This window comes from Pedobacter folensis, from assembly GCF_056490665.1.
In genome coordinates this window covers 1,977,642-1,996,348 of sequence record NZ_JBWJIF010000001.1, presented here as the reverse complement: position 1 = coordinate 1,996,348, position 18,707 = coordinate 1,977,642, and the positions used below count along the sequence as shown (strand labels likewise).

Here is an 18,707-nt window from a genome sequence, read left to right as displayed (position 1 = left end):
CAGCTTTTTAGCGCTGAAAATAGTGTGTATGATTAATTAGACTAAGATACGAATTGGTTAAGTCAAATTGTTTTAAAAATTTATAAATGAATGAAGTGAACAGGTGTCACGGATACAATCAATTTTTTCATTCAGAAATGAATTTTATGAACAAAATTCTTATTAAAAATTTCAATTATGCTTCTTTTTATCGTTTGTTTAAATTTCAAATACAAAAGAAGCTGCCCCAGGTTGGGTTAATATTAATAATGGGTTAATTTATGAATTAAATTTTGTAAATATCTGGTTTGTTATGTTTTGTGTTAGTTTTTTTAAGTTTTTTGATGAGAAAATATCGAATTTTTATACGATTTAGTTTAAGAAATTGAGTTTTTAATGTTATTTAATTGTATTTATTTGCGTTATCGGTTTTGGATTTGAAATTGCTGAAATTTTATGGGCATTCTAAATCATCTTATTGTGTAGGTTTAATTAGTATTGATTATCGTGTGTTTGTTGTTTTTTATAACCAGACTTAAGTTAGTAAATGCTTAATTTTTAAATCAACTGTTCATTATCGTTTTAAATGGGAATTGTTTTTATATATTCGTGATATAATCGTCTATGTGACGTTTAATTAGCCAGATTTCAAATTTTATGAGAAAACGGTCTGAATGGATAAAACCGTTAAACCAGATCGTACAGCAAATCCAAACGATATGAGCATTCAAAAGTTTATTAAACCATTAGTTTTTCTTGGTTTAATAGCCAACCTGGCACAGGCACAGGAAAAAACCGATTACAAATTCGACTTCGGACCTGGAAAGGTTGCTAAAGGTTATACACAAATTTTACCTCAGGATGCTTACAGTAAAGAAAAAGGTTATGGTTTTGATTTTGATTCGAAAGTTGAAGGGATAGATTATGGCGGGAAGAATTTTTTAACTTCAGACCTGGTGAAAAGCAATAAGCCATTTTATTTCTCGGTAGCCGTTCCGGAGGGTAATTACAAAATTACAGTGACACTTGGCGATCCGAAAGAGGCAGCTTTAAGTACCGTAAAAGCAGAATCGAGAAGGTTGATGCTCGAAGATGTAAAAACCACCAAAGGACAATCGTTAACCAAAACATTTATTGTAAATGTTAAAGATAAACACATCACCGGCGGGCAATTGGTTTCGTTAAAGCCACGCGAACTGACCAAACTTGATTGGGATGATAAACTGACATTGGAATTTGACCATCAAACCGCATTACAGGCGCTCGAAATTACGAAGGTAGAAGATCAGGTGACTGTTTTCCTGGCCGGAAATTCGACGGTGGTAAATCAGGATGATGAGCCCTGGGCGTCTTGGGGACAGATGATTCCCCGTTTTTTTAAACCGGGGGTTGCAATTGCCAATCATGCGGAATCGGGTTTAACACTGGGTTCATTTTTAGGGAGCAAACGTTTAGCTAAGGTTTTAAGTGTGATGAAACCCGGCGATTATTTGTTCATCGAATTTGGGCATAACGATCAAAAAGATAAAGGACCAAATGATGGCGCCTATAAATCGTATACCGAAAGGTTAAAAACATTTATTTCGGAAGTAAAGAAAAGGGGAGGAATCCCGGTGGTGGTTACCTCAACCAGCAGAAGATCTTTTGGTGCAGATGGAAAAATTGTAAATTCTCTTGGCGATTTCCCTGCTGCAGCACGTAAAGTGGCTGAGGAAGAAAAAGTGGCTTTAATTGACCTGAATGCCATGACCTCGACGCTGTTTAATGCTTTGGGAGAAGAGCCATCGAAAAAAGCCTTTGTTCATTATCCGGCCAACAGTTATCCCGGTCAGGACAAGGCCCTGGCTGATAATACGCACTTTAATCCTTATGGCGCTTATGAAATTGCACAATGCATCATCTTAGGCATTAAAGAACAGAAATTGGGCATTGCCAAATACCTGGTGGATGATCTGCCAAAATTCGATCCTGCAAAACCAGATAATCCTGCAGATTGGCACTGGCCAGAGAGTCCTAAAAGTAGTATGGTTAAGCCTGATGGAAATTAACCAGAGCACGGATGAAAAAATTAATTACCGCCATATTGTTTACGACCTTGTGTGGAAATATTTTCGGACAGGCGAGTTTGCAGCCATTTAATTTATCGGCAGTCCGTTTGCTCGAAGGACCTTTTAAGCAAGCGCAGGAGACCGATAAAAAATACATACTTTCGTTAGATGCGGACAGGCTTTTGGCTCCGTATTTAAGAGAAGCAGGATTGAAACCTAAAGCGGCATCTTACGGAAACTGGGAAAACACAGGTTTAGACGGGCATATCGGTGGGCATTACTTGTCTGCCCTGGCTTTAATGTATGCTTCCACTGGTGATGCAAAGGTTAAAGATCGAATGGATTACATGATCGCCGAACTGGATAAATGTCAGGCGAAAAATGGTGATGGTTATTTGGCGGGTATCCCTGGTGGAAAAGAAATCTGGAAAGAAATTAAAGCAGGTAACATCAAATCATCCAGTTTTTCTTTGAATGGGAAATGGGTTCCCTTGTACAATATCCATAAAATTTACGCCGGACTTTACGATGCTTATGCGGTTGCGGGCAATGCAAAAGCAAAACAAATGCTCATAAAGCTGACCGATTGGTGTGTAGATCTGGTCTCCAGTTTATCTGATCAGCAAATACAGGAGCTATTAAAAAGCGAACATGGGGGATTAAATGAAACTTTCGCGCATGTTTACGCGATAACAGGTAATCCGAAATATCTTCAACTGGCAAAACGGTTTTCAGATCAATCTATCCTAAATCCACTGCTAAAAAATACTGATGCGCTAAACGGTTTACATGCAAATACGCAGATTCCTAAGGTAATTGGTTTTGAGCAGATCGCCTTGCTGGATAAAGATGCTTCCTGGGCAAATGCAGCTGCTTTCTTTTGGAAAACTGTTGTCGGTCATCGGACGGTAGCGATAGGTGGAAATAGCGTTAGAGAGCATTTTCATCCCGCCAATAACTTTTCATCGATGACTGAATCGCGTGAAGGACCCGAAACCTGCAATTCTTACAACATGCTGAAACTCACTAAACAGTTGTTTTTGGCTGCGCCTTCGAATACTTACCTCGATTATTACGAACGTACACTTTATAATCATATCCTGGCTTCGCAAAGGCCGGAAGGTGGTTTTGTATATTTCACGCCCATGCGCCCGGGCCATTACCGTACCTATTCGAGTCCGCAGAAAAGTTTTTGGTGTTGTGTAGGCTCTGGATTGGAAAACCATGGCAAGTATGGTGAGTTGATTTATGCGCACAGTGGAGATGACCTTTATGTCAATCTTTTTATTCCCTCTACCTTAAACTGGAAGGAAAAAGGCATTCAGCTCACCCAGCAAACGCTTTTTCCAGCTGCAGAAAATACGACTATTAAACTTCAATTAAAGGATAAGCAACGTTTTGCCTTGCATTTCCGTCAGCCATCCTGGGTTGAGTCTGGAAAAATGACCGTTTTGGTGAATGGAAAAAAAGTAACCGCTAAAGGAGATACAAATGGTTATTCCAGTATCGACCGCCTTTGGTCAAGTGGCGATGTGCTAAATATTACCTTGCCCATGCATACCACTACGGAGTTTATGCCAGATGGTTCTGACTGGGTAGCTTTTCTGCGCGGCCCGATCGTGCTTGCAGCAGCATTGGATACCTTAAGTCAGCCTAATTTAACGGCTGATGGAAGCAGGATGGGGCATATTGCTTCCGGACCACTATTCCCGATCAGCGATGCTCCGCTCGTTACCGGAGCTAAAAATGTGTTAGCCAGTGAAATCACATTGACTGATAAACGTAGTTTAACTTTTAGTGCTCAAAATGCGGTTTATCAACCCAAATACAAATCGTTAAAATTGGTTCCTTTTTACACCCTGGCCGAAAAGCGCTATGTAGTTTATTTTCCTTACAGCAGTGCTGAAGATTTGCCTGAACGTGCAAAAGCGATTAAGCTGGCTGAAGAAGCACAGCTAAAAGTAGAGCGTGAAACCGTCGACTTAGTCAATACCGGCGAACAGCAACCAGAATCTGACCATAGCTTTAAAGGTGAGCAAACCGATAACGGAAGCTTTCAGGAAAGACATTTTAGAAATGGAAAGGCATGGTTTAGTTATTTGCTTAAAAATAAAGATCTATCAGCAAATAAGCTGAGTTTAACTTATTTCGGAAAGGAAAAGAACAGGAACTTCTCTATTCTGATCAACGGCGTTACAATTGGAAATGTAAAGTTGGATGGAAGCAAAGGAGATAATTTTTATACGCAGGAATATCAAATTCCTAAAGAGTTGTTAAAAGCAGATGTAGAAGTGAAATTTGTTGCCGATCAGGGATCGGCTATTGCGAATATATATGAAGTGAGGTTGATAAGATAGCTTTGTTTTTATGTGATCTGTGCCCTCACAGACCATCAGCGTTACTCAATGAGATCGTCCTCCTGAACTTGTTTCAGGATCTATGTTGAAGGTTTTCGTGTGAATTTTTATTAGACTGGAAAGATGCTGAAACAAGTTCAGCATGACGCGCATAAGGAATTGACCTCCATGCCATGGTCTGTGTCCCCACAGACCATCAGTGTTTATTCAACACGATCGTCCTCCTGAACTTGTTTCAGGATCTATGTTGAAGGTTTTCGTGTGAATTTTTATTAGACTGGAAAGATGCTGAAACGAGTTCAGCATGACGCGCAGAAGGAATTGACCTCCATGCCATGGTCTGTGTCCCCACAGACCATCAGCGTTATTCAACGAGGATCGTCCTCCTGAACTTGTTTCAGGATCTATGGCAAAGGTTTTCGTGTGAATTTTTATTAGACTGGAAAGATGCTGAAACGAGTTCAGCATGACGCGCAGAAGGAATTGACCTCCATGCCATGGTCTGTGTCCCCACAGACCATCAGTGTTTATTCAACACGATCGTCCTCCTGAACTTGTTTCAGGATCTATGTTGAAGGTTTTCGTGTGAATTTTTATTAGACTGGAAAGATGCTGAAACGAGTTCAGCATGACGCGCAGAAGGAATTGACCTCCATGCCATGGTCTGTGTCCCCACAGACCATCAGCGTTATTCAACGAGGATCGTCCTCCTGAACTTGTTTCAGGATCTATGGTAAAGGTTTTTTTGTGGATTTATTGGACTGGATAGATGCTGAAACAAGTTCAGCATGACGCGCATAAGGAATTGACCTCCATGCCATGGTCTGTGTCCCCACAGACCATCAGCGTTACTCAACGAGGATCGTCCTCCTGAACTTGTTTCAGGATCTATGTAAAGGTTTTCTTGTGAATTTTATTAGGCTGGATAGATGCTGAAACGAGTTCAGCATGACGCGCAGAAGGAATTGACCTCCATGCCATGGTCTGTGTCCCCACAGACCATCAGTGTTTATTCAACACGATCGTCCTCCTGAACTTGTTTCAGGATCTATGGTAAAGGTTTTCATGTGAATTTTATTAGACTGGATAGATGCTGAATCAAGTTCAGCATGACGCGTAGAAGAAATTATCTAAGTGGTCTGTGAGGACACAGACCACGGTATTTTTATAATCGAAATGACCAATTACTTCGCTTTTTTAACCCCTTCAGAAGTCATTACCACACGTTTCATGGTGCCATCACTGTTATAATTCAGGTAATCAATGCAAACCGATCGCCTGAAGCTTCCTCCATCGTTATTAATCGCGCCATTGTGGTAAATGAAATATGATTTGCCTTTAAAATCGATAATAGATTGATGGTTTGTGTTAGAGTTTCCGGCAATTTCATTTAAAATGCCTTTGTATTCCCATGGACCATTGATGTTTTTACTCATCGCATACACAATCTTCTCCGGGAATTGCGAGGCATAAGATAAATAATACCATCCTTTGCGCTTGTGCACCCATGGCGCTTCCGTAAATTCAGGCAGATTTACCTTCTGGATTGTTCCATCCAATTCGATCATGTTTTTTTTCAACCTGGCATAATAACATTGCTGATTGCCCCAAAATAAATAAGCCTGACCATTATCATCAATAATTACCGTAGGATCGATATCATCCCAGCTGATTTTAACATCTGTCGTCATATCGTTGGTAATTAATGCCTTTCCAATCGCATCTTTAAATGGGCCTCTCGGATTATCCGCCACCGCCACACCGATTGATTTTCCATGGATGGTGCCATGGCTAATCGCTACGTACCAATAAAATTTACCATCCCTTTCAATCACCTGCGAAGCCCAGGCATCATCTTTTGCCCAGGCAAAGTCTTTTACGTTAAGCGGCGATTTATGTTCTTTCCAGGTCACCATATCGGCTGATGAATAACACAGCCATTCGTGCATCTCGTAGGTGTTTTTTTGTTTTGGTGCTACATCATGCCCAGTATACAAATAAACAGAATCGCCATAAACATAAGCGGCCGGATCAGCCGTGTATTTATCGGTAATAATCGGATTGCCTTTGGCAACGATGACTTTCTCTTGCGCGTTGATGGTGAAATGAACGATCGAAAGCATAAAAACCGATCCGTATATTTTAAAATTCTTCAACATATTTATTGTTTTAACAATTCGGTGAGCTCTTTTTCTTTGATGGTAAGGATGGTGCCGTGTCGCAAGCCTTTTGGTAAAGCGATTTTGTCTGAAACATCGGTCCAGTTTTTTAGATCTGCAGACTCAATTGCGCCATATTTATGATCGCGGTATTTATCGAAATACACCATCCACTTATTATCGGTTTTTAAGGTGGTTGGTCCTTCTGCCCAGTAATTTCCGGTAATTGGGTTTCCGGCTTTGCTGTAAGGGCCAGTTAGCTGATCGGCAAAAGCCATTTTGATATTCTTTTGAGCAGGTTCACGGGTTTCATCTTTCAAAAACATAACGAACTGCTTTCCATTTTTTACAATAGTAGCATCAATCACATTAAAGCCCGGATCGTAAAGCAGTTTGGTTTCCGAATAGGTTTTGAAATCTTTTGTCGTAACGTAATACATACGGTGATTGTAACCGCTTTCTTCAGTCGAAGCCGTTTCGTTAAACTTACCTGTAATGGTTGTGGCCCAATAAATCATATAGGTTTTGGTTTTGCTATCGTAGGTAATTTCTGGTGCCCAGGTGTTTCTTGCGCCATCTTCTTTAACCATAACAGGTAAAAACTGCTGTTCGCTCCAGTTGATCAGGTCTTTCGAACTGGCATAACCAATGCCTTTATCTTTCCAGCTCACCGTCCAAACCATATGAAATAAGCCATCTGCCCCGCGGACAATGCAGGGGTCTCTCATCAATTTATCTTTGCTTACCGTTGGCGTGAGGAAGGATTGATCATTTTTAAGTGCTGTCCATTTGTAGGCATCGTTACTATAAGCCAGGTGCAAACCATCTTCGCCATTACCTTTAAAATAAGCAAAGAGATAAACTGCTTTTTTAGACTGTGCCTGTACATGATAACATGCTGATAGCAAAAAGATGGAAAGGTATATTAGTTTTTTCATTGCTTTATTTTTGTTCTACAACGATTACAAATCCACCATAAGGTTTCATTTTAACAGGAGGTGGGGATTTAAGATCGATGGCTCCGGTTATAAAATTCGATCCCTGATCTTCATCTGTAATTACCTCAGCAGATTTTGCATTGAATTTTGAAAAATCGATGTTGATCAGCTTATCTGCATTTTCTCCATTTATTCCGGCGATATACCATTTTGAACCTGATTTACGCGCCATCACTACAAATTTTCCCGGGTAACCATCAATCAGTTTGGTGTCATCCCAGGCAGCAGGAAAGCCTTGGAGAAAAGATTTAATATAAGCGGGTACTGTTGCCATGCCATCAGGTGATTCGGCCAGGTGCTGTACGCCAGATTGAAAAATTACAGGTAAGGCCAGTTCGAATGCTCCGGTGGTTTTACGTTTAATATTTGGAATTTTAGACAGGTTCATTGGCGTAAAATCCATCGGATCGAAGATATTCCTGGTGAACGGAATGGTAGTGGCATGTAAAGGCTCTTCGTTGGCATTGTTCTGATCGAAAGTGATGAATTCCATCCCTTTGATCGACTCCATGGTGACTAAGTTCGGATAAGTACGCTGCCATCCCCTGGGTAAAGTTGCACCATGACAATTTACGCTTAAGCCAAATTTTGCTGCATCTTCGAAAAGTTCGAGGTAATAGCGGATCATCGATTGGCCATCGCCACCAAAAAAATCGATTTTGATGCCCTTAATGCCCATTTTTTTCAATAAGGCAAATTCCTTTAAACGGTTTTCGCGGTTAGTCAGTTTATTTTTTGGCGTGTATTTTACGGTATTCCAATCGCCGGCAGAGTTATACCAAAGTAATAAACCCACGTTTTTCGATTTGGCATAATCGGCTAGTTGCTGCATTTTTTCATATCCGATTTTGGTGTCCCAGTCCACATCAATCAGGCAGTATTCCCATTTCATATCAGCTGCGAAATCGATATATTTTTTCTGGATGTCGTACACGATTGAATTGTCTTTTAACATGATCCAGCTCCATGAAGCTTTTCCCAAAGGAAATAAATCGGGATTGATTTCTGCTTTTGCAGGAGCAGCTAAATCTGTACCTAAGGTAGATTCGGTTACTTTTTTAAGGCTGCCAACGGCAATTACCCTCCATGGTGTGTACCAGGGCAAGGTAGACTCCGGATTTACGTTTTGGTTGGTAAAAGCTTCGCGTGCATCTGGAAAACCAACCTGGTAATTTCCATCAGGCGAATTTTGCTTCAAGCGTGTAGCACAATAACTGCCATCTAAACCCACTTCGGTAAGCAACAGCCAGGTATCTTTGTAGTTGAAAAGCGCCGGGTAAACCCAGCCGGCTTCGGTTGGCGCAGGCGTACCCACGCTGATCTCTTTTTTGTAATATTCTTCATATGATGGATTGGTGCTTTCCCAGCCAGTTTTTGCAACCGACATGGGCTGCATCCATGCTTTTGTACTTTCGAAGAAATGAAAAGCTGTTTTTTCTTCCGTAATTTTTTTGAGTTGCGTATCGGCATCAGGGAAATAATAACGGAATGCTACCCCATCATTGGAAACCTGAAAAATAACGTCCATTTTTTTTGAAGATGCATTTTGCAGGTGCAGAATTCTTTTGTTGGCCAGGTATTGATTGTTTAACCTCTTGCCGTTTTTTAAAGTATAGCTGTCTTTAATCAGTTCGTTTTTCGAAACCGATAAAACGGAAAGATTTTTAGCGAAATCGGCATCTTCACGGATTAAACCCAATGCTGAATTGGACAATACCGGAATTGAGTTTCTGTTAATGGTGTAAAAAAGAGATTTATCTTTCAGGAAAACAGAAACACGAAGTGCCTTATCCGGACTTACAATTTCATATTTGCTTTGTCCTTTTAGTACCTGAGTAGCTGATAACAATAAAAGTACGATGCTTGTGATTTTATATTTCATCTTCGTTTATTTTAATTCCAATACCACAACAGATTGTGCAGGCAATTCTACTTTTAATGCGTTACCGGATTTTTTTGCACCGGTAAATTTTGCATTATGTACTTTGTCCGAATCGTTAAAGGTATTTACATCGGTTAGTTTGGCTGAGGTTAAAATCTGTCCGGTAACCGAACTCCATTTCAAGCCATCTAAAACCGTACTTAATACAATTTTCTTGTTCGGATCTAAATTCACCATAGAAATATGGATCGCACCGCTTGCATCCTGCGAAGCAGAAACATTTAAAGCCGGAATTTTCTGATCGCCTACAGTGTAGTCAGGACTGGTAAAGGCAATTGGTAAGTATTTCGCATCCTGGTGTACTTTGTACAGATCAAAAACATGGTAAGTAGGAGTCAGGATCATTTTATCCTTTTCGGTTAAAATTAAGGCCTGTAGCACATTAACTGTTTGTGCCAGATTAGCCATTTTAACACGATCGGAATGGTTATTGAAAATGTTAAGCGTAGTTCCTGCAATTAAGGCGTCGCGTAAACTATTCTGCTGATATAAAAAACCAGGGTTTGTTCCAGGTTCTACATCTGTCCAGATTCCCCATTCATCAACCACTAAGGCTACTTTCTTTTTAGGATCGTATTTATCCATGATAGCGGAGTGTTTGGTTACGAGTTCCTCCATTTTCAAACAGTTTTTCATGGTTGAAAAGTATTGTGCTTCATCAAATTTGGTTGCCGATCCTTTAACACCCCAGTTTCCAGTTGGGATGGTGTAATAGTGTAAGGTTAATCCCCACATCTGATTACCGATGTTTTTCATACAGGTTTCAGTCCAGTTGTAATCGCCTGAATTTGCGCCACTGGCAATCCTTTTTAAGGGAGCACCCGGATAGTTGCGTGCATAAGTAGCATACCTGCGGTATAAATCAGAGTAATAGGCGGGCGTCATGTTGCCACCACAGCCCCAGCTCTCGTTACCCACGCCCCAGAAAGAAACTTTCCAGGGTTTTTCTCTTCCATTTTGGCTACGGATAGCTGTCATCGGACTTACGCCATCAAAATTCAAATATTCTACCCATTTGGCCATTTCTTCAACCGTTCCGCTGCCTACATTGCCTGCGATGTAAGGTTCGCAATCGAGCATCTGGCAGAGGTCTAAAAACTCATGTGTACCAAAACTATTGTCTTCGGTTACGCCGCCCCAATTGGTATTTACCATTTTCGGACGTTGGTTTCGTGGGCCGATACCATCTCTCCAGTGGTATTCATCGGCAAAACAGCCACCCGGCCAGCGCAGGTTCGGAACTTTTATCTTCTTTAAAGCCTCTACAATATCCAAACGGATCCTTCCTTTATTTGGAATGGTAGAATTTTCATCCACCCAAAAACCATCGTAGATACAGCGGCCCAAATGTTCAGAAAAATGACCGTAAATATGTTTGCTCACGATCTGATCGCCGGCAGGTTTAATGGTTAACTGCGTTTCGTTTTGTGCCTGCGCAAAAATGGAGCAGCAGAGCATCGTGGCAGAGAAGAGTAGTTTTTTCATCATGATCTCGTTAAATCTATGGGTTGAATGGGATTTTGATCACATTAAAAGAATAAGGTTTTAAAGCGATGTTCAGTTTTTTGCCTTTTAAATTAATGGTGCTTTTTTGCGGACTTACCGCTTCAGGATTTTCGAAAGAGTTGAGCTGATTCAGGTTGCTGTTCGCTATTTCCTCATTGGTGGCTTTACTTTTTAATTTCATTTTTCCTTCCAGGTTGAAATCGATGTTTTGTGCCTGACCTGAGTTGTTGGCAATTTTAATGATCAGTTCTTTTTTGACCTGATCGGTTACCGCAGAAGCATAAAGCCCATCCTGACCAATAATGTTTTTCTCATCAAGTGTAATGGAAACCACGTCTGTTCCTTTGTTGGTTGAAAACTGTTTCTGCACATAATAATCCGGGGTGCCGTAAGATTTTAAATTATCTACCCAGATCATATCGGGTGCCCACTGCCAGGCATCAATATGTGCAAAGAGTGGAGCATATGAGGCCATTTGCACTACATCAGCATTGCGCTCTAAACCCGTCATTAACGAAGCCGAAGCCAGGGCGCTTTGCCAGTTATTTTTGCTGCTGCCTGTCAGGTTTTTATCCGCATGAACGGCATACTCACCAACAAAAATCTTCGAGCTGTTTCTGGGATAGTTATCATAACGACCCGCATTTTTCAAAAACCAATCGGCAGGGCGGTAATAATGCTCATCAATAAAATCGGCGTTGTTGCTTCTTAATGTCGTATTGAGTAGGTTAAAGCGCTCGCCTTCAGGATCTGTTCCCGAGCTGTTGATCAGCTTAAAATCGGGATATTTGGCTTTTATGGCTTTGGTGAAAATGGCAACTCTTTCCAGATATTGTGGCCCCCAGTTTTCGTTTCCAACACCCATCATTTTTAAATTGAAAGGTTTGGGATGCCCCATCTCCGCACGCATTTTTCCCCATTTCGTTGTCACCTCACCATTGGCAAATTCGATGAGGTCCAAAGCATCCTGTACATACGGATCGAGTTCATCAAGGCTCGCCACTTCAGCTGAATTAAACTGACAGGCCATACCGCAATTTAATATCGGAAGTGCATCAGCGCCTATATCTTCTGCCAGTTGGAAATATTCGAAAAAGCCTAAACCAAAACTCTGGTAATAATCGGGTGCAGGGCGGTGTGCAAATTCCGTATTCCAGCGGTTCATAATCAGTTGTCTGTTTTCAATCGGACCGATGGTTTTCTTCCATTGGTAACGGTTGGCCAGATCAGTTCCTTCTACAATGCATCCTCCCGGAAAACGGATAAAACCGGGTTTCATATCGGCCAGTAACTGCACCATATCGGCCCTTAATCCTTGCGGACGGTTTTTCCAGGTATCGCCAGGGAACAGCGAAATCATATCGAGGTCGATATTGCCATTTCCCTGAAACAGAATAGAAAATTTGGCTTTCGGATCGGTTTCGGTAGCGGTAAAACTTGCCGATTGTTTATGCCAGTCGTTACCCGTTTGGTCTGGCGTTAAACTCCCTTGTCCGATGATTTTATTGTTCGCATCTTTTAGTAAGAGTACGAGTTTAACGCCTGGTTTTGATTGACGGTACATCAGTGAAAAATCGTAGCGCAGCCCTTTTTTTACGCCGATGCCTTTAAAACCCTCGTTAAGGAGTTCAAAATCGTCAGTTTGTTTTTTTACCTGTAAATATCTTGGATTGGCGGTGTTTACTTCCTTACGGTTTACCACCAGTATTTCACCTTCCTGTGGTCTTTTTCGCTGGATGGTCCAGCCCATTAATGGTTTTGCAAACTCAAATGAACGGTTTTTGATCAGTTCGGCATAAATACCACCATCAGCACCAAAGTTAATATCCTCAAAAAAAACACCCCACATATTCGGCTGCACCCTGGCAATAGCATGGTCTGTTTTCACTTTGATCACTTTTGCCGTTTGCGCCTGCACTTCCGGGAGATGTCCAATTCCAATTACAGCATACACTATGCACGCCGAAAACACACTTTTTACGGGGTAATTTAATTTCATACGGTTTAATATTTGGAAGATCTAATGGTAAAAGTAAAATATTTAAAATAATAAACGTCATAAGAACATTTATTTTTTTCTTCATTGATAATTTTGTTTGTAAATTCTACAATCTTAGCATGGCTAAAAACAATGCAGATCACTCAAATGTGGATAGAGGTAGTAAAAGGGTTTAGTAAAGTAACTTTTTACTTGATGTTTAAAATTTATTTTATTGAAACCTTTAAAATCTTTCTTGTAACATATTGTCATCGTGAAAAAGCAGGATACTACAGGATGCGCCTTCAAAATATACTATTTACATTCGACATGAATCATTTAATGGCCGCTACCCCGCGGCGGTTAAAATTCACTAACCAATAACACATGATGAGCCTTCATTTCTTCAATATTTTGGTATTGACTATGTTTTTTTGTAGGGCTTTTGTGTGCAAAATAGTTGGTGCAAATGCTTGACAAAAGAATTATGAAGCTCAAAAAATACATTTTGCTATGCCTTTTAAGTGCAGCAACACTTTGCGGTTCGGCGCAACAAAAAGCTGCAGATAAACAATCGGTTAAACTCTTTTTTGAGAAATCATACCTACAGTTAGACCGTAGTTATTACAGTACTGGCGAAGATGTTTGGTTTAGCGCCTACCTGGTAAATGGAAAAAGCAGTAGTTTAACCGCTACCAGCAATAATTTATATGTGGAACTGCTTTCTCCAAAATCAGAAGTTTTAGACCGGAAAATGATCAGGTTGGATGGTGGATTAGGGAAAGGTGATTTTAAACTGAAAGATTCTATTCCGTCAGGTTGGTATGGCATTCGGGCTTACACCAATTGGATGCGGAACTTTGGTGACGATTTTGTTTTCCAGAAACGGATCCACATTAGCAATAACATTATCGAGAACGCTTCTTATTTTACACGTAATCCGGTTAAAAAAAACGATGTTTCCAATTTGAAGAAATCGATAGCTTTTTTCCCTGAGGGTGGTTCATTAGTTGAAGAATTAAGCAGTATTGTAGCCTTTAAAACGAATGATGACCTTGGGAATGGGATCAAAGCAACAGGAAGTGTAGTCTCCTCAAAAGGAGATACCGTAACCACTTTCCAAAGCACTGATGCTGGAATGGGCATTTTTGCTTTTACGCCCAAAGCCGATGAGAAATATAAGGTTGAAGGATTTTATGGTAAAGAAAAGTTTTCTTCCGAAATGCCCGTCAGCCTTAAAAAAGGACTTTCATTACGTATTACGCATGATTCTTTAAATATAAAAGCAAACATTAGTGCCAATGAATTGATGTTTAGCGAGCTGAAGGATAAGAATATTTCGCTCGTCATTAAACATGCAGGTGATCATATTTACTCCGGATCGGTTAAATTAAGTAAAGCTACGGTATCGGTATCTATCCCAACAAAAGGTTTCCCAAATGGTATTGCAAGTATAACCCTTTTGGATGACCAGAACAGGCCGAATTGTGAACGACTTATTTTTATACAGGACGAAAATAAGGTCAATTTCTCCATCATTCCCAACAAAACGGTTTATAAACCCAGAGAAAAAGTGCTGATTAAGGTTAAAGCAACCAATTTTCTGGGGCAGCCAGCTCAAACGGCATTTTCTTTTGCTGCGGTTGACGGACTTATTCCGGATGATGGAAATGATATTGTTTCGTATTTGATGCTGCAATCGGAAATAAAAGGAGATATTAAAAATGCTTCGCAATATTTCGATGTTAAAAACGCATCGCGCTTAAAACAACTCGACCTATTGTTGCTTACCCAGGGCTGGAGAGATTATACCTGGAGAAAACTGGCCGATTCGGCAATTAAAATAAGCTATTTGCCTGAACCCGGCATTACGATAAAAGGACTCGTGCGAGAGAAACTGGCTGATAAACCCCTTCCGAATATGAATATTACCCTGTTCGGGACTAATTTTACCGGTGATAAAATCTTTACAACAAAAACCGATCAGAATGGACGTTATTTTCTGGATGGACTCAGTTGGTATGGCAATCAAACGGTAAAAATTTCATCAAAAGATGATAAGGGGAAAAAAGGGGGCTGGTTACAGATCGATACACTGATCAAACCCTTAAATTTAGCGCCCTTTAAACCGATCTCATCTGGAATTTCGAACACCCTGAACGTAGAAATTGGAAAGCGCATGGATTATAACCGGACTTATAAGTTTGGCGATTCGATCAGCTTGAAAGATATTGAAATTAAAGCCGCTCAAAATAATAAGGTGGTCCTGTTTCAGGATATACTTACCTCATTTGGCTATCCTGAGGAAGTTTTCAATATTTCAGCAGCCGATTATTCTTATAAAGGATTGGAGCATTTTCTGTTAACAAAGGCCAAAGGAAGTTATCCGGCAGAAGAAAACGATACACTGGGAAATGAAGGCATTACTTTTCTTGCCAATGGAAAAAAAGTTAGACCGGTGATCAAAGTAAACAACAGGGAAGAGCTCTTTACCGAGCGATTGGATTACTATAGTTTAACCATGGATCAGATTAATCAGGTTAGAATTCAGCATTTGTTAAACAGCAGTGGGAAAGATGTATTCCTGATTAGCCTTAATTTGAAAGATGAGGCTTTACGCGGACCAAATTTAGATTTGCTGAACCTCAATTTAAACGGTTATTATGCCGCAAGAACTTTTTATTCGCCAAATTACAGCAGTCCGGCAACACCAAATAAAGATTTACGTACCACTGTATTCTGGGCGCCATCGGTAAAAACCAACCAAAATGGCGAAGCCACGATTAGCTATTTCAATGGCGATAACAAAACAGATATTTTGATCAAAGCCGATGGAATTACGGATAAAGGAGTAGCAATATCGGGTAAAACAAGCTATAAAGTTCAATAACCTTCAGTTAAACCATGAATCAAACCTATTTTTTAATTAGCATTTATAAGCCTTTATGATTAAAATCATTATAACCTCCTGCTTCATTTTTAGCCTATTCTGCGCGACCACACTTTTCGCTCAACGCGAAATGGAAGCACTTGGCAGAGGTATTGTGGCCGTACACATGCCCGGCGACAGTGTTTTTGTCAGCTGGCGGGTTCTAGGTACCGATCCCGATCAGATTTCTTTTAACCTCTACAGGAGAACAAACCATTCAGATCCTGTAAAACTGAACCAAAATCCAATAACCGGAGCAACAATTTTTACGGATAAAAAGATAGATTTTACAGTTGAAAATCAATGGTTTGTAAAACCGGTGATCAATGGAAAAGAAAAGGCCGAAAGTGCTGCTTTCACATTGCCTCAAAATACGGAGGCAAAACCTTATTTATCTGTTCCCTTAAAAACACTGGCAGGTTATACGCCTAACGATATTTCAGTTGGGGATTTAGATGGCGACGGGGAATATGAAATTGTTTTACACCAGGTGGGCATAGGAAAAGATAACTCGCAGGCGGGTATCACAACAGATCCCTTACTGGAGGCGTATAAATTAGATGGTACGTTTTTATGGCGCATTAATTTAGGAAAGAATATCCGTGAGGGTGCGCATTATACCCAATTTATGGTGTACGATTTAGATGGAGATGGCAGAGCAGAAGTGGCCTGTAAAACAGCTGATGGCACAATGGACGGAAAAGGGAAGTTTATAGGCGATACCACTAAAGATTGGCGAAACAAAAATGGATATATTTTAGCAGGCCCCGAGTTTTTAACTGTTTTTGATGGCTTAACCGGAGCAGAAATTACCACTACGCAATTTATTCCCCCGCGTGCACCGAATCTGGAGCCCTCAACCGATGAATTAAAGAAAAGCTGGGGTGATGGTTATGGAAACAGAATGGACCGCTTTTTGGCTGCAATAGCTTATCTCGATGGAAAACATCCCAGTTTAATTATGAGCAGGGGCTACTATACCCGAACTTTTATTACCGCCTGGGATTTTAAAGGTAAAAAACTGCACAAAAGATGGGCTTTTGATAGTGGCGACCCCGGAAATAAAGGCTATAGCGGGCAGGGAAACCATAATTTAAGCATTACAGATGTAGATAATGATGGCAAGGATGAAATTATTTATGGGGCCATGACCATTGATGATAATGGAAAGGGTTTGTACACCACTGGTTTAGGGCACGGAGATGCGTTACATGTTGGCGATCTGGATCCGGACCGGCCAGGATTGGAGGTTTTTGATATTCAGGAAAAATTTTCTGATGCGGGAGCAAGCTTCAGAGATGCCAGAACCGGAGAAATATTATGGAAAAAAGCATCTGTAAAGGCCGGCGAAGATGGCGAAGGCCCTGGTAGGGGACTGGCTTTAAATATCGATCCAAGGTATAGAGGTTCAGAATGCTGGGTTGCAGGTGCAGGCATAACCGGAATGTTCGATGCGAAGGGGAACAAAATTTCGTCAGTTACCCCGAGTGTTAATTTCGGTATTTTTTGGGATGGAGATTGCCAGAGCGAAATTCTAAATTCGACGACAATCGATAAATGGGATTACGAAAACGCCAAAACGGTTAGGTTGCTCAATGCAAGGATGTATAACTGTTTATCAAACAATGGCACTAAATCAACCCCGGCTTTATCGGCTGATATTTTAGGCGACTGGCGCGAAGAAGTAATTTATCGCACGGCTGATGCCCGTGAATTGAGGATTTTTACCACCACCATTCCAACCACGCACCGTTTTTATACCTTCATGCACGATCCGCAGTACCGTTTGAGCATTGCCTGGCAAAATGTGGGCTATAATCAGCCCCCGCATACCAGTTTTTACATGGGCGACGATATGAATAAACCACCAAAACCAAATATTAAATTAATCGGGTACCATCAATAACATTAAACAAGAATGAGAAAATATAGCTTTATCCTGGCAGGAATGATCATCATCATTTCATCTTTTGCCTTTATTGCGCAGCACAAACCGGCTCTTCATACCATTGGCGATTCTACCGTTCGCAATTCGAACAAAGAAACCTGGGGCTGGGGAACACCAATTGCATCCCTGTTCGATACCACAAAAATCCATGTAGAAAATAATGCCATGGCCGGGAGAAGTACACGCACTTTTTTATCAGAAGGCCGGTGGGATAAGGTCCTGGAAACATTAAAACCGGGCGATTTCGTTACGATGCAGTTCGGACACAATGACGGAAGTGCACCTGATACCACCAAAGCCGGTAGAAGAGGTGTGTTAAGAGGCACCGGTGAAGAAACCAAAGTACTAACCTGGCCTGATGGAAAGGTAGAAACGGTACATACCTATGGCTGGTATATCCGCAAATTTGTACGCGAAACCAAAGCCAAAGGCGCTACGCCGATTGTATTATCGATGATCCCCAGGAACATTTTTAAAGATGGCAAAGTGCTTCGGGCGAATAACGATTTCGGAAAATGGGCCGCTGAAGTTGCGAAAGAAGAAAATGCTTATTTCGTCGACCTCAATAAAATTACAGCCGATAAATATGATGCGCTCGGTCCGGATAAAGTAAAACAATATTTCCCCGGCGACCATACCCATACCAATTTAGACGGTGCAAAAGTTAACGCCGAATCTGTTGTAGAAGGGATTAAAGAATTGAAAGATTGTAATTTGAAAAAGTATTTGAAAGACTAGAAGACGGAGGTCCGAAAGTCCGATGTCCGAAAATTAAGAAGCATAGCAAATCACCCGAAAATCAATCTTAGTAATCTAATAATCTGTGTAATCAGCCCTGAAAGGGTGTAATCAATCCCGAGGGG

At 40.8% G+C, this 18,707-nt stretch carries 10 protein-coding genes; 5 read left to right on the top strand and 5 right to left on the bottom strand.

All coding sequences use genetic code 11. From position 1 onward, the window contains the following. Window positions 1-653 precede the first annotated feature (653 nt). Complete coding sequence (locus tag AC04QZ_RS07745) at window positions 654-2,027, top strand: rhamnogalacturonan acetylesterase (RefSeq protein WP_478357284.1); 1,374 nt, start codon at window positions 654-656, stop codon at window positions 2,025-2,027. An 11-nt stretch (window positions 2,028-2,038) separates the two neighbouring features. After that, window positions 2,039-4,384 carry a beta-L-arabinofuranosidase domain-containing protein gene (locus tag AC04QZ_RS07740; RefSeq protein ID WP_478357282.1) on the top strand — a complete coding sequence of 782 codons (2,346 nt, stop codon included), beginning with the start codon at window positions 2,039-2,041 and terminating at the stop codon, window positions 4,382-4,384. A gap of 1,184 nt (window positions 4,385-5,568) precedes the next feature. On the opposite strand, the gene AC04QZ_RS07735 is transcribed toward AC04QZ_RS07740, so the two are convergent. Genes AC04QZ_RS07735 through AC04QZ_RS07715 form a run of 5 tightly spaced genes read right to left on the bottom strand, consistent with a single transcriptional unit; the run spans window position 5,569 to window position 12,988 of the window. Next, window positions 5,569-6,543 (bottom strand): glycoside hydrolase family 43 protein, encoded by a 975-nt coding sequence (locus AC04QZ_RS07735; RefSeq protein ID WP_478357281.1) that lies wholly within the window; start codon window positions 6,541-6,543, stop codon window positions 5,569-5,571. Between the two features lie 2 nt (window positions 6,544-6,545). Continuing rightward, the gene (locus tag AC04QZ_RS07730; protein WP_478357280.1) at window positions 6,546-7,481 is read right to left on the bottom strand and encodes a glycoside hydrolase family 43 protein; all 936 of its coding nucleotides are present in this window, start codon (window positions 7,479-7,481) and stop codon (window positions 6,546-6,548) included. 4 nt (window positions 7,482-7,485) lie between these two features. Next, window positions 7,486-9,423, bottom strand: a complete 1,938-nt coding sequence (locus tag AC04QZ_RS07725) for a glycoside hydrolase family 97 protein (protein WP_478357279.1) — start codon at window positions 9,421-9,423, stop codon at window positions 7,486-7,488. Window positions 9,424-9,429: 6 nt separating this feature from the next. Then, window positions 9,430-10,971 (bottom strand): alpha-N-arabinofuranosidase, encoded by a 1,542-nt coding sequence (locus tag AC04QZ_RS07720; RefSeq protein ID WP_478357278.1) that lies wholly within the window; start codon window positions 10,969-10,971, stop codon window positions 9,430-9,432. 13 nt (window positions 10,972-10,984) lie between these two features. Beyond that, the gene (locus tag AC04QZ_RS07715) at window positions 10,985-12,988 is read right to left on the bottom strand and encodes an alpha-L-arabinofuranosidase C-terminal domain-containing protein (protein WP_478357277.1); all 2,004 of its coding nucleotides are present in this window, start codon (window positions 12,986-12,988) and stop codon (window positions 10,985-10,987) included. 466 nt (window positions 12,989-13,454) lie between these two features. On the opposite strand from AC04QZ_RS07715, the gene AC04QZ_RS07710 reads away from it, so the two are divergent. Genes AC04QZ_RS07710 through AC04QZ_RS07700 form a run of 3 tightly spaced genes read left to right on the top strand, consistent with a single transcriptional unit; the run spans window position 13,455 to window position 18,582 of the window. Continuing rightward, window positions 13,455-15,857 carry a carboxypeptidase-like regulatory domain-containing protein gene (locus tag AC04QZ_RS07710; protein WP_478357276.1) on the top strand — a complete coding sequence of 801 codons (2,403 nt, stop codon included), beginning with the start codon at window positions 13,455-13,457 and terminating at the stop codon, window positions 15,855-15,857. Between the two features lie 55 nt (window positions 15,858-15,912). Then, window positions 15,913-17,802 carry a rhamnogalacturonan lyase gene (locus AC04QZ_RS07705; RefSeq protein WP_478357275.1) on the top strand — a complete coding sequence of 630 codons (1,890 nt, stop codon included), beginning with the start codon at window positions 15,913-15,915 and terminating at the stop codon, window positions 17,800-17,802. A gap of 12 nt (window positions 17,803-17,814) precedes the next feature. Further along, the gene (locus tag AC04QZ_RS07700) at window positions 17,815-18,582 is read left to right on the top strand and encodes a rhamnogalacturonan acetylesterase (RefSeq protein WP_478357274.1); all 768 of its coding nucleotides are present in this window, start codon (window positions 17,815-17,817) and stop codon (window positions 18,580-18,582) included. Window positions 18,583-18,707: the final 125 nt, after the last annotated feature.

Bases quoted from the DNA above. Each gene is read 5' to 3' on its own strand.
- AC04QZ_RS07745 (WP_478357284.1), top strand. From the start codon at position 654: ATGGATAAAACCGTTAAACCAGATCGTACAGCAAATCCAAACGATATG.
- AC04QZ_RS07740 (WP_478357282.1), top strand. From the start codon at position 2,039: ATGAAAAAATTAATTACCGCCATATTGTTTACGACCTTGTGTGGAAAT.
- AC04QZ_RS07735 (WP_478357281.1), bottom strand. From the start codon at position 6,543: ATGTTGAAGAATTTTAAAATATACGGATCGGTTTTTATGCTTTCGATC.
- AC04QZ_RS07730 (WP_478357280.1), bottom strand. From the start codon at position 7,481: ATGAAAAAACTAATATACCTTTCCATCTTTTTGCTATCAGCATGTTAT.
- AC04QZ_RS07725 (WP_478357279.1), bottom strand. From the start codon at position 9,423: ATGAAATATAAAATCACAAGCATCGTACTTTTATTGTTATCAGCTACT.
- AC04QZ_RS07720 (WP_478357278.1), bottom strand. From the start codon at position 10,971: ATGATGAAAAAACTACTCTTCTCTGCCACGATGCTCTGCTGCTCCATT.
- AC04QZ_RS07715 (WP_478357277.1), bottom strand. From the start codon at position 12,988: ATGAAATTAAATTACCCCGTAAAAAGTGTGTTTTCGGCGTGCATAGTG.
- AC04QZ_RS07710 (WP_478357276.1), top strand. From the start codon at position 13,455: ATGAAGCTCAAAAAATACATTTTGCTATGCCTTTTAAGTGCAGCAACA.
- AC04QZ_RS07705 (WP_478357275.1), top strand. From the start codon at position 15,913: ATGATTAAAATCATTATAACCTCCTGCTTCATTTTTAGCCTATTCTGC.
- AC04QZ_RS07700 (WP_478357274.1), top strand. From the start codon at position 17,815: ATGAGAAAATATAGCTTTATCCTGGCAGGAATGATCATCATCATTTCA.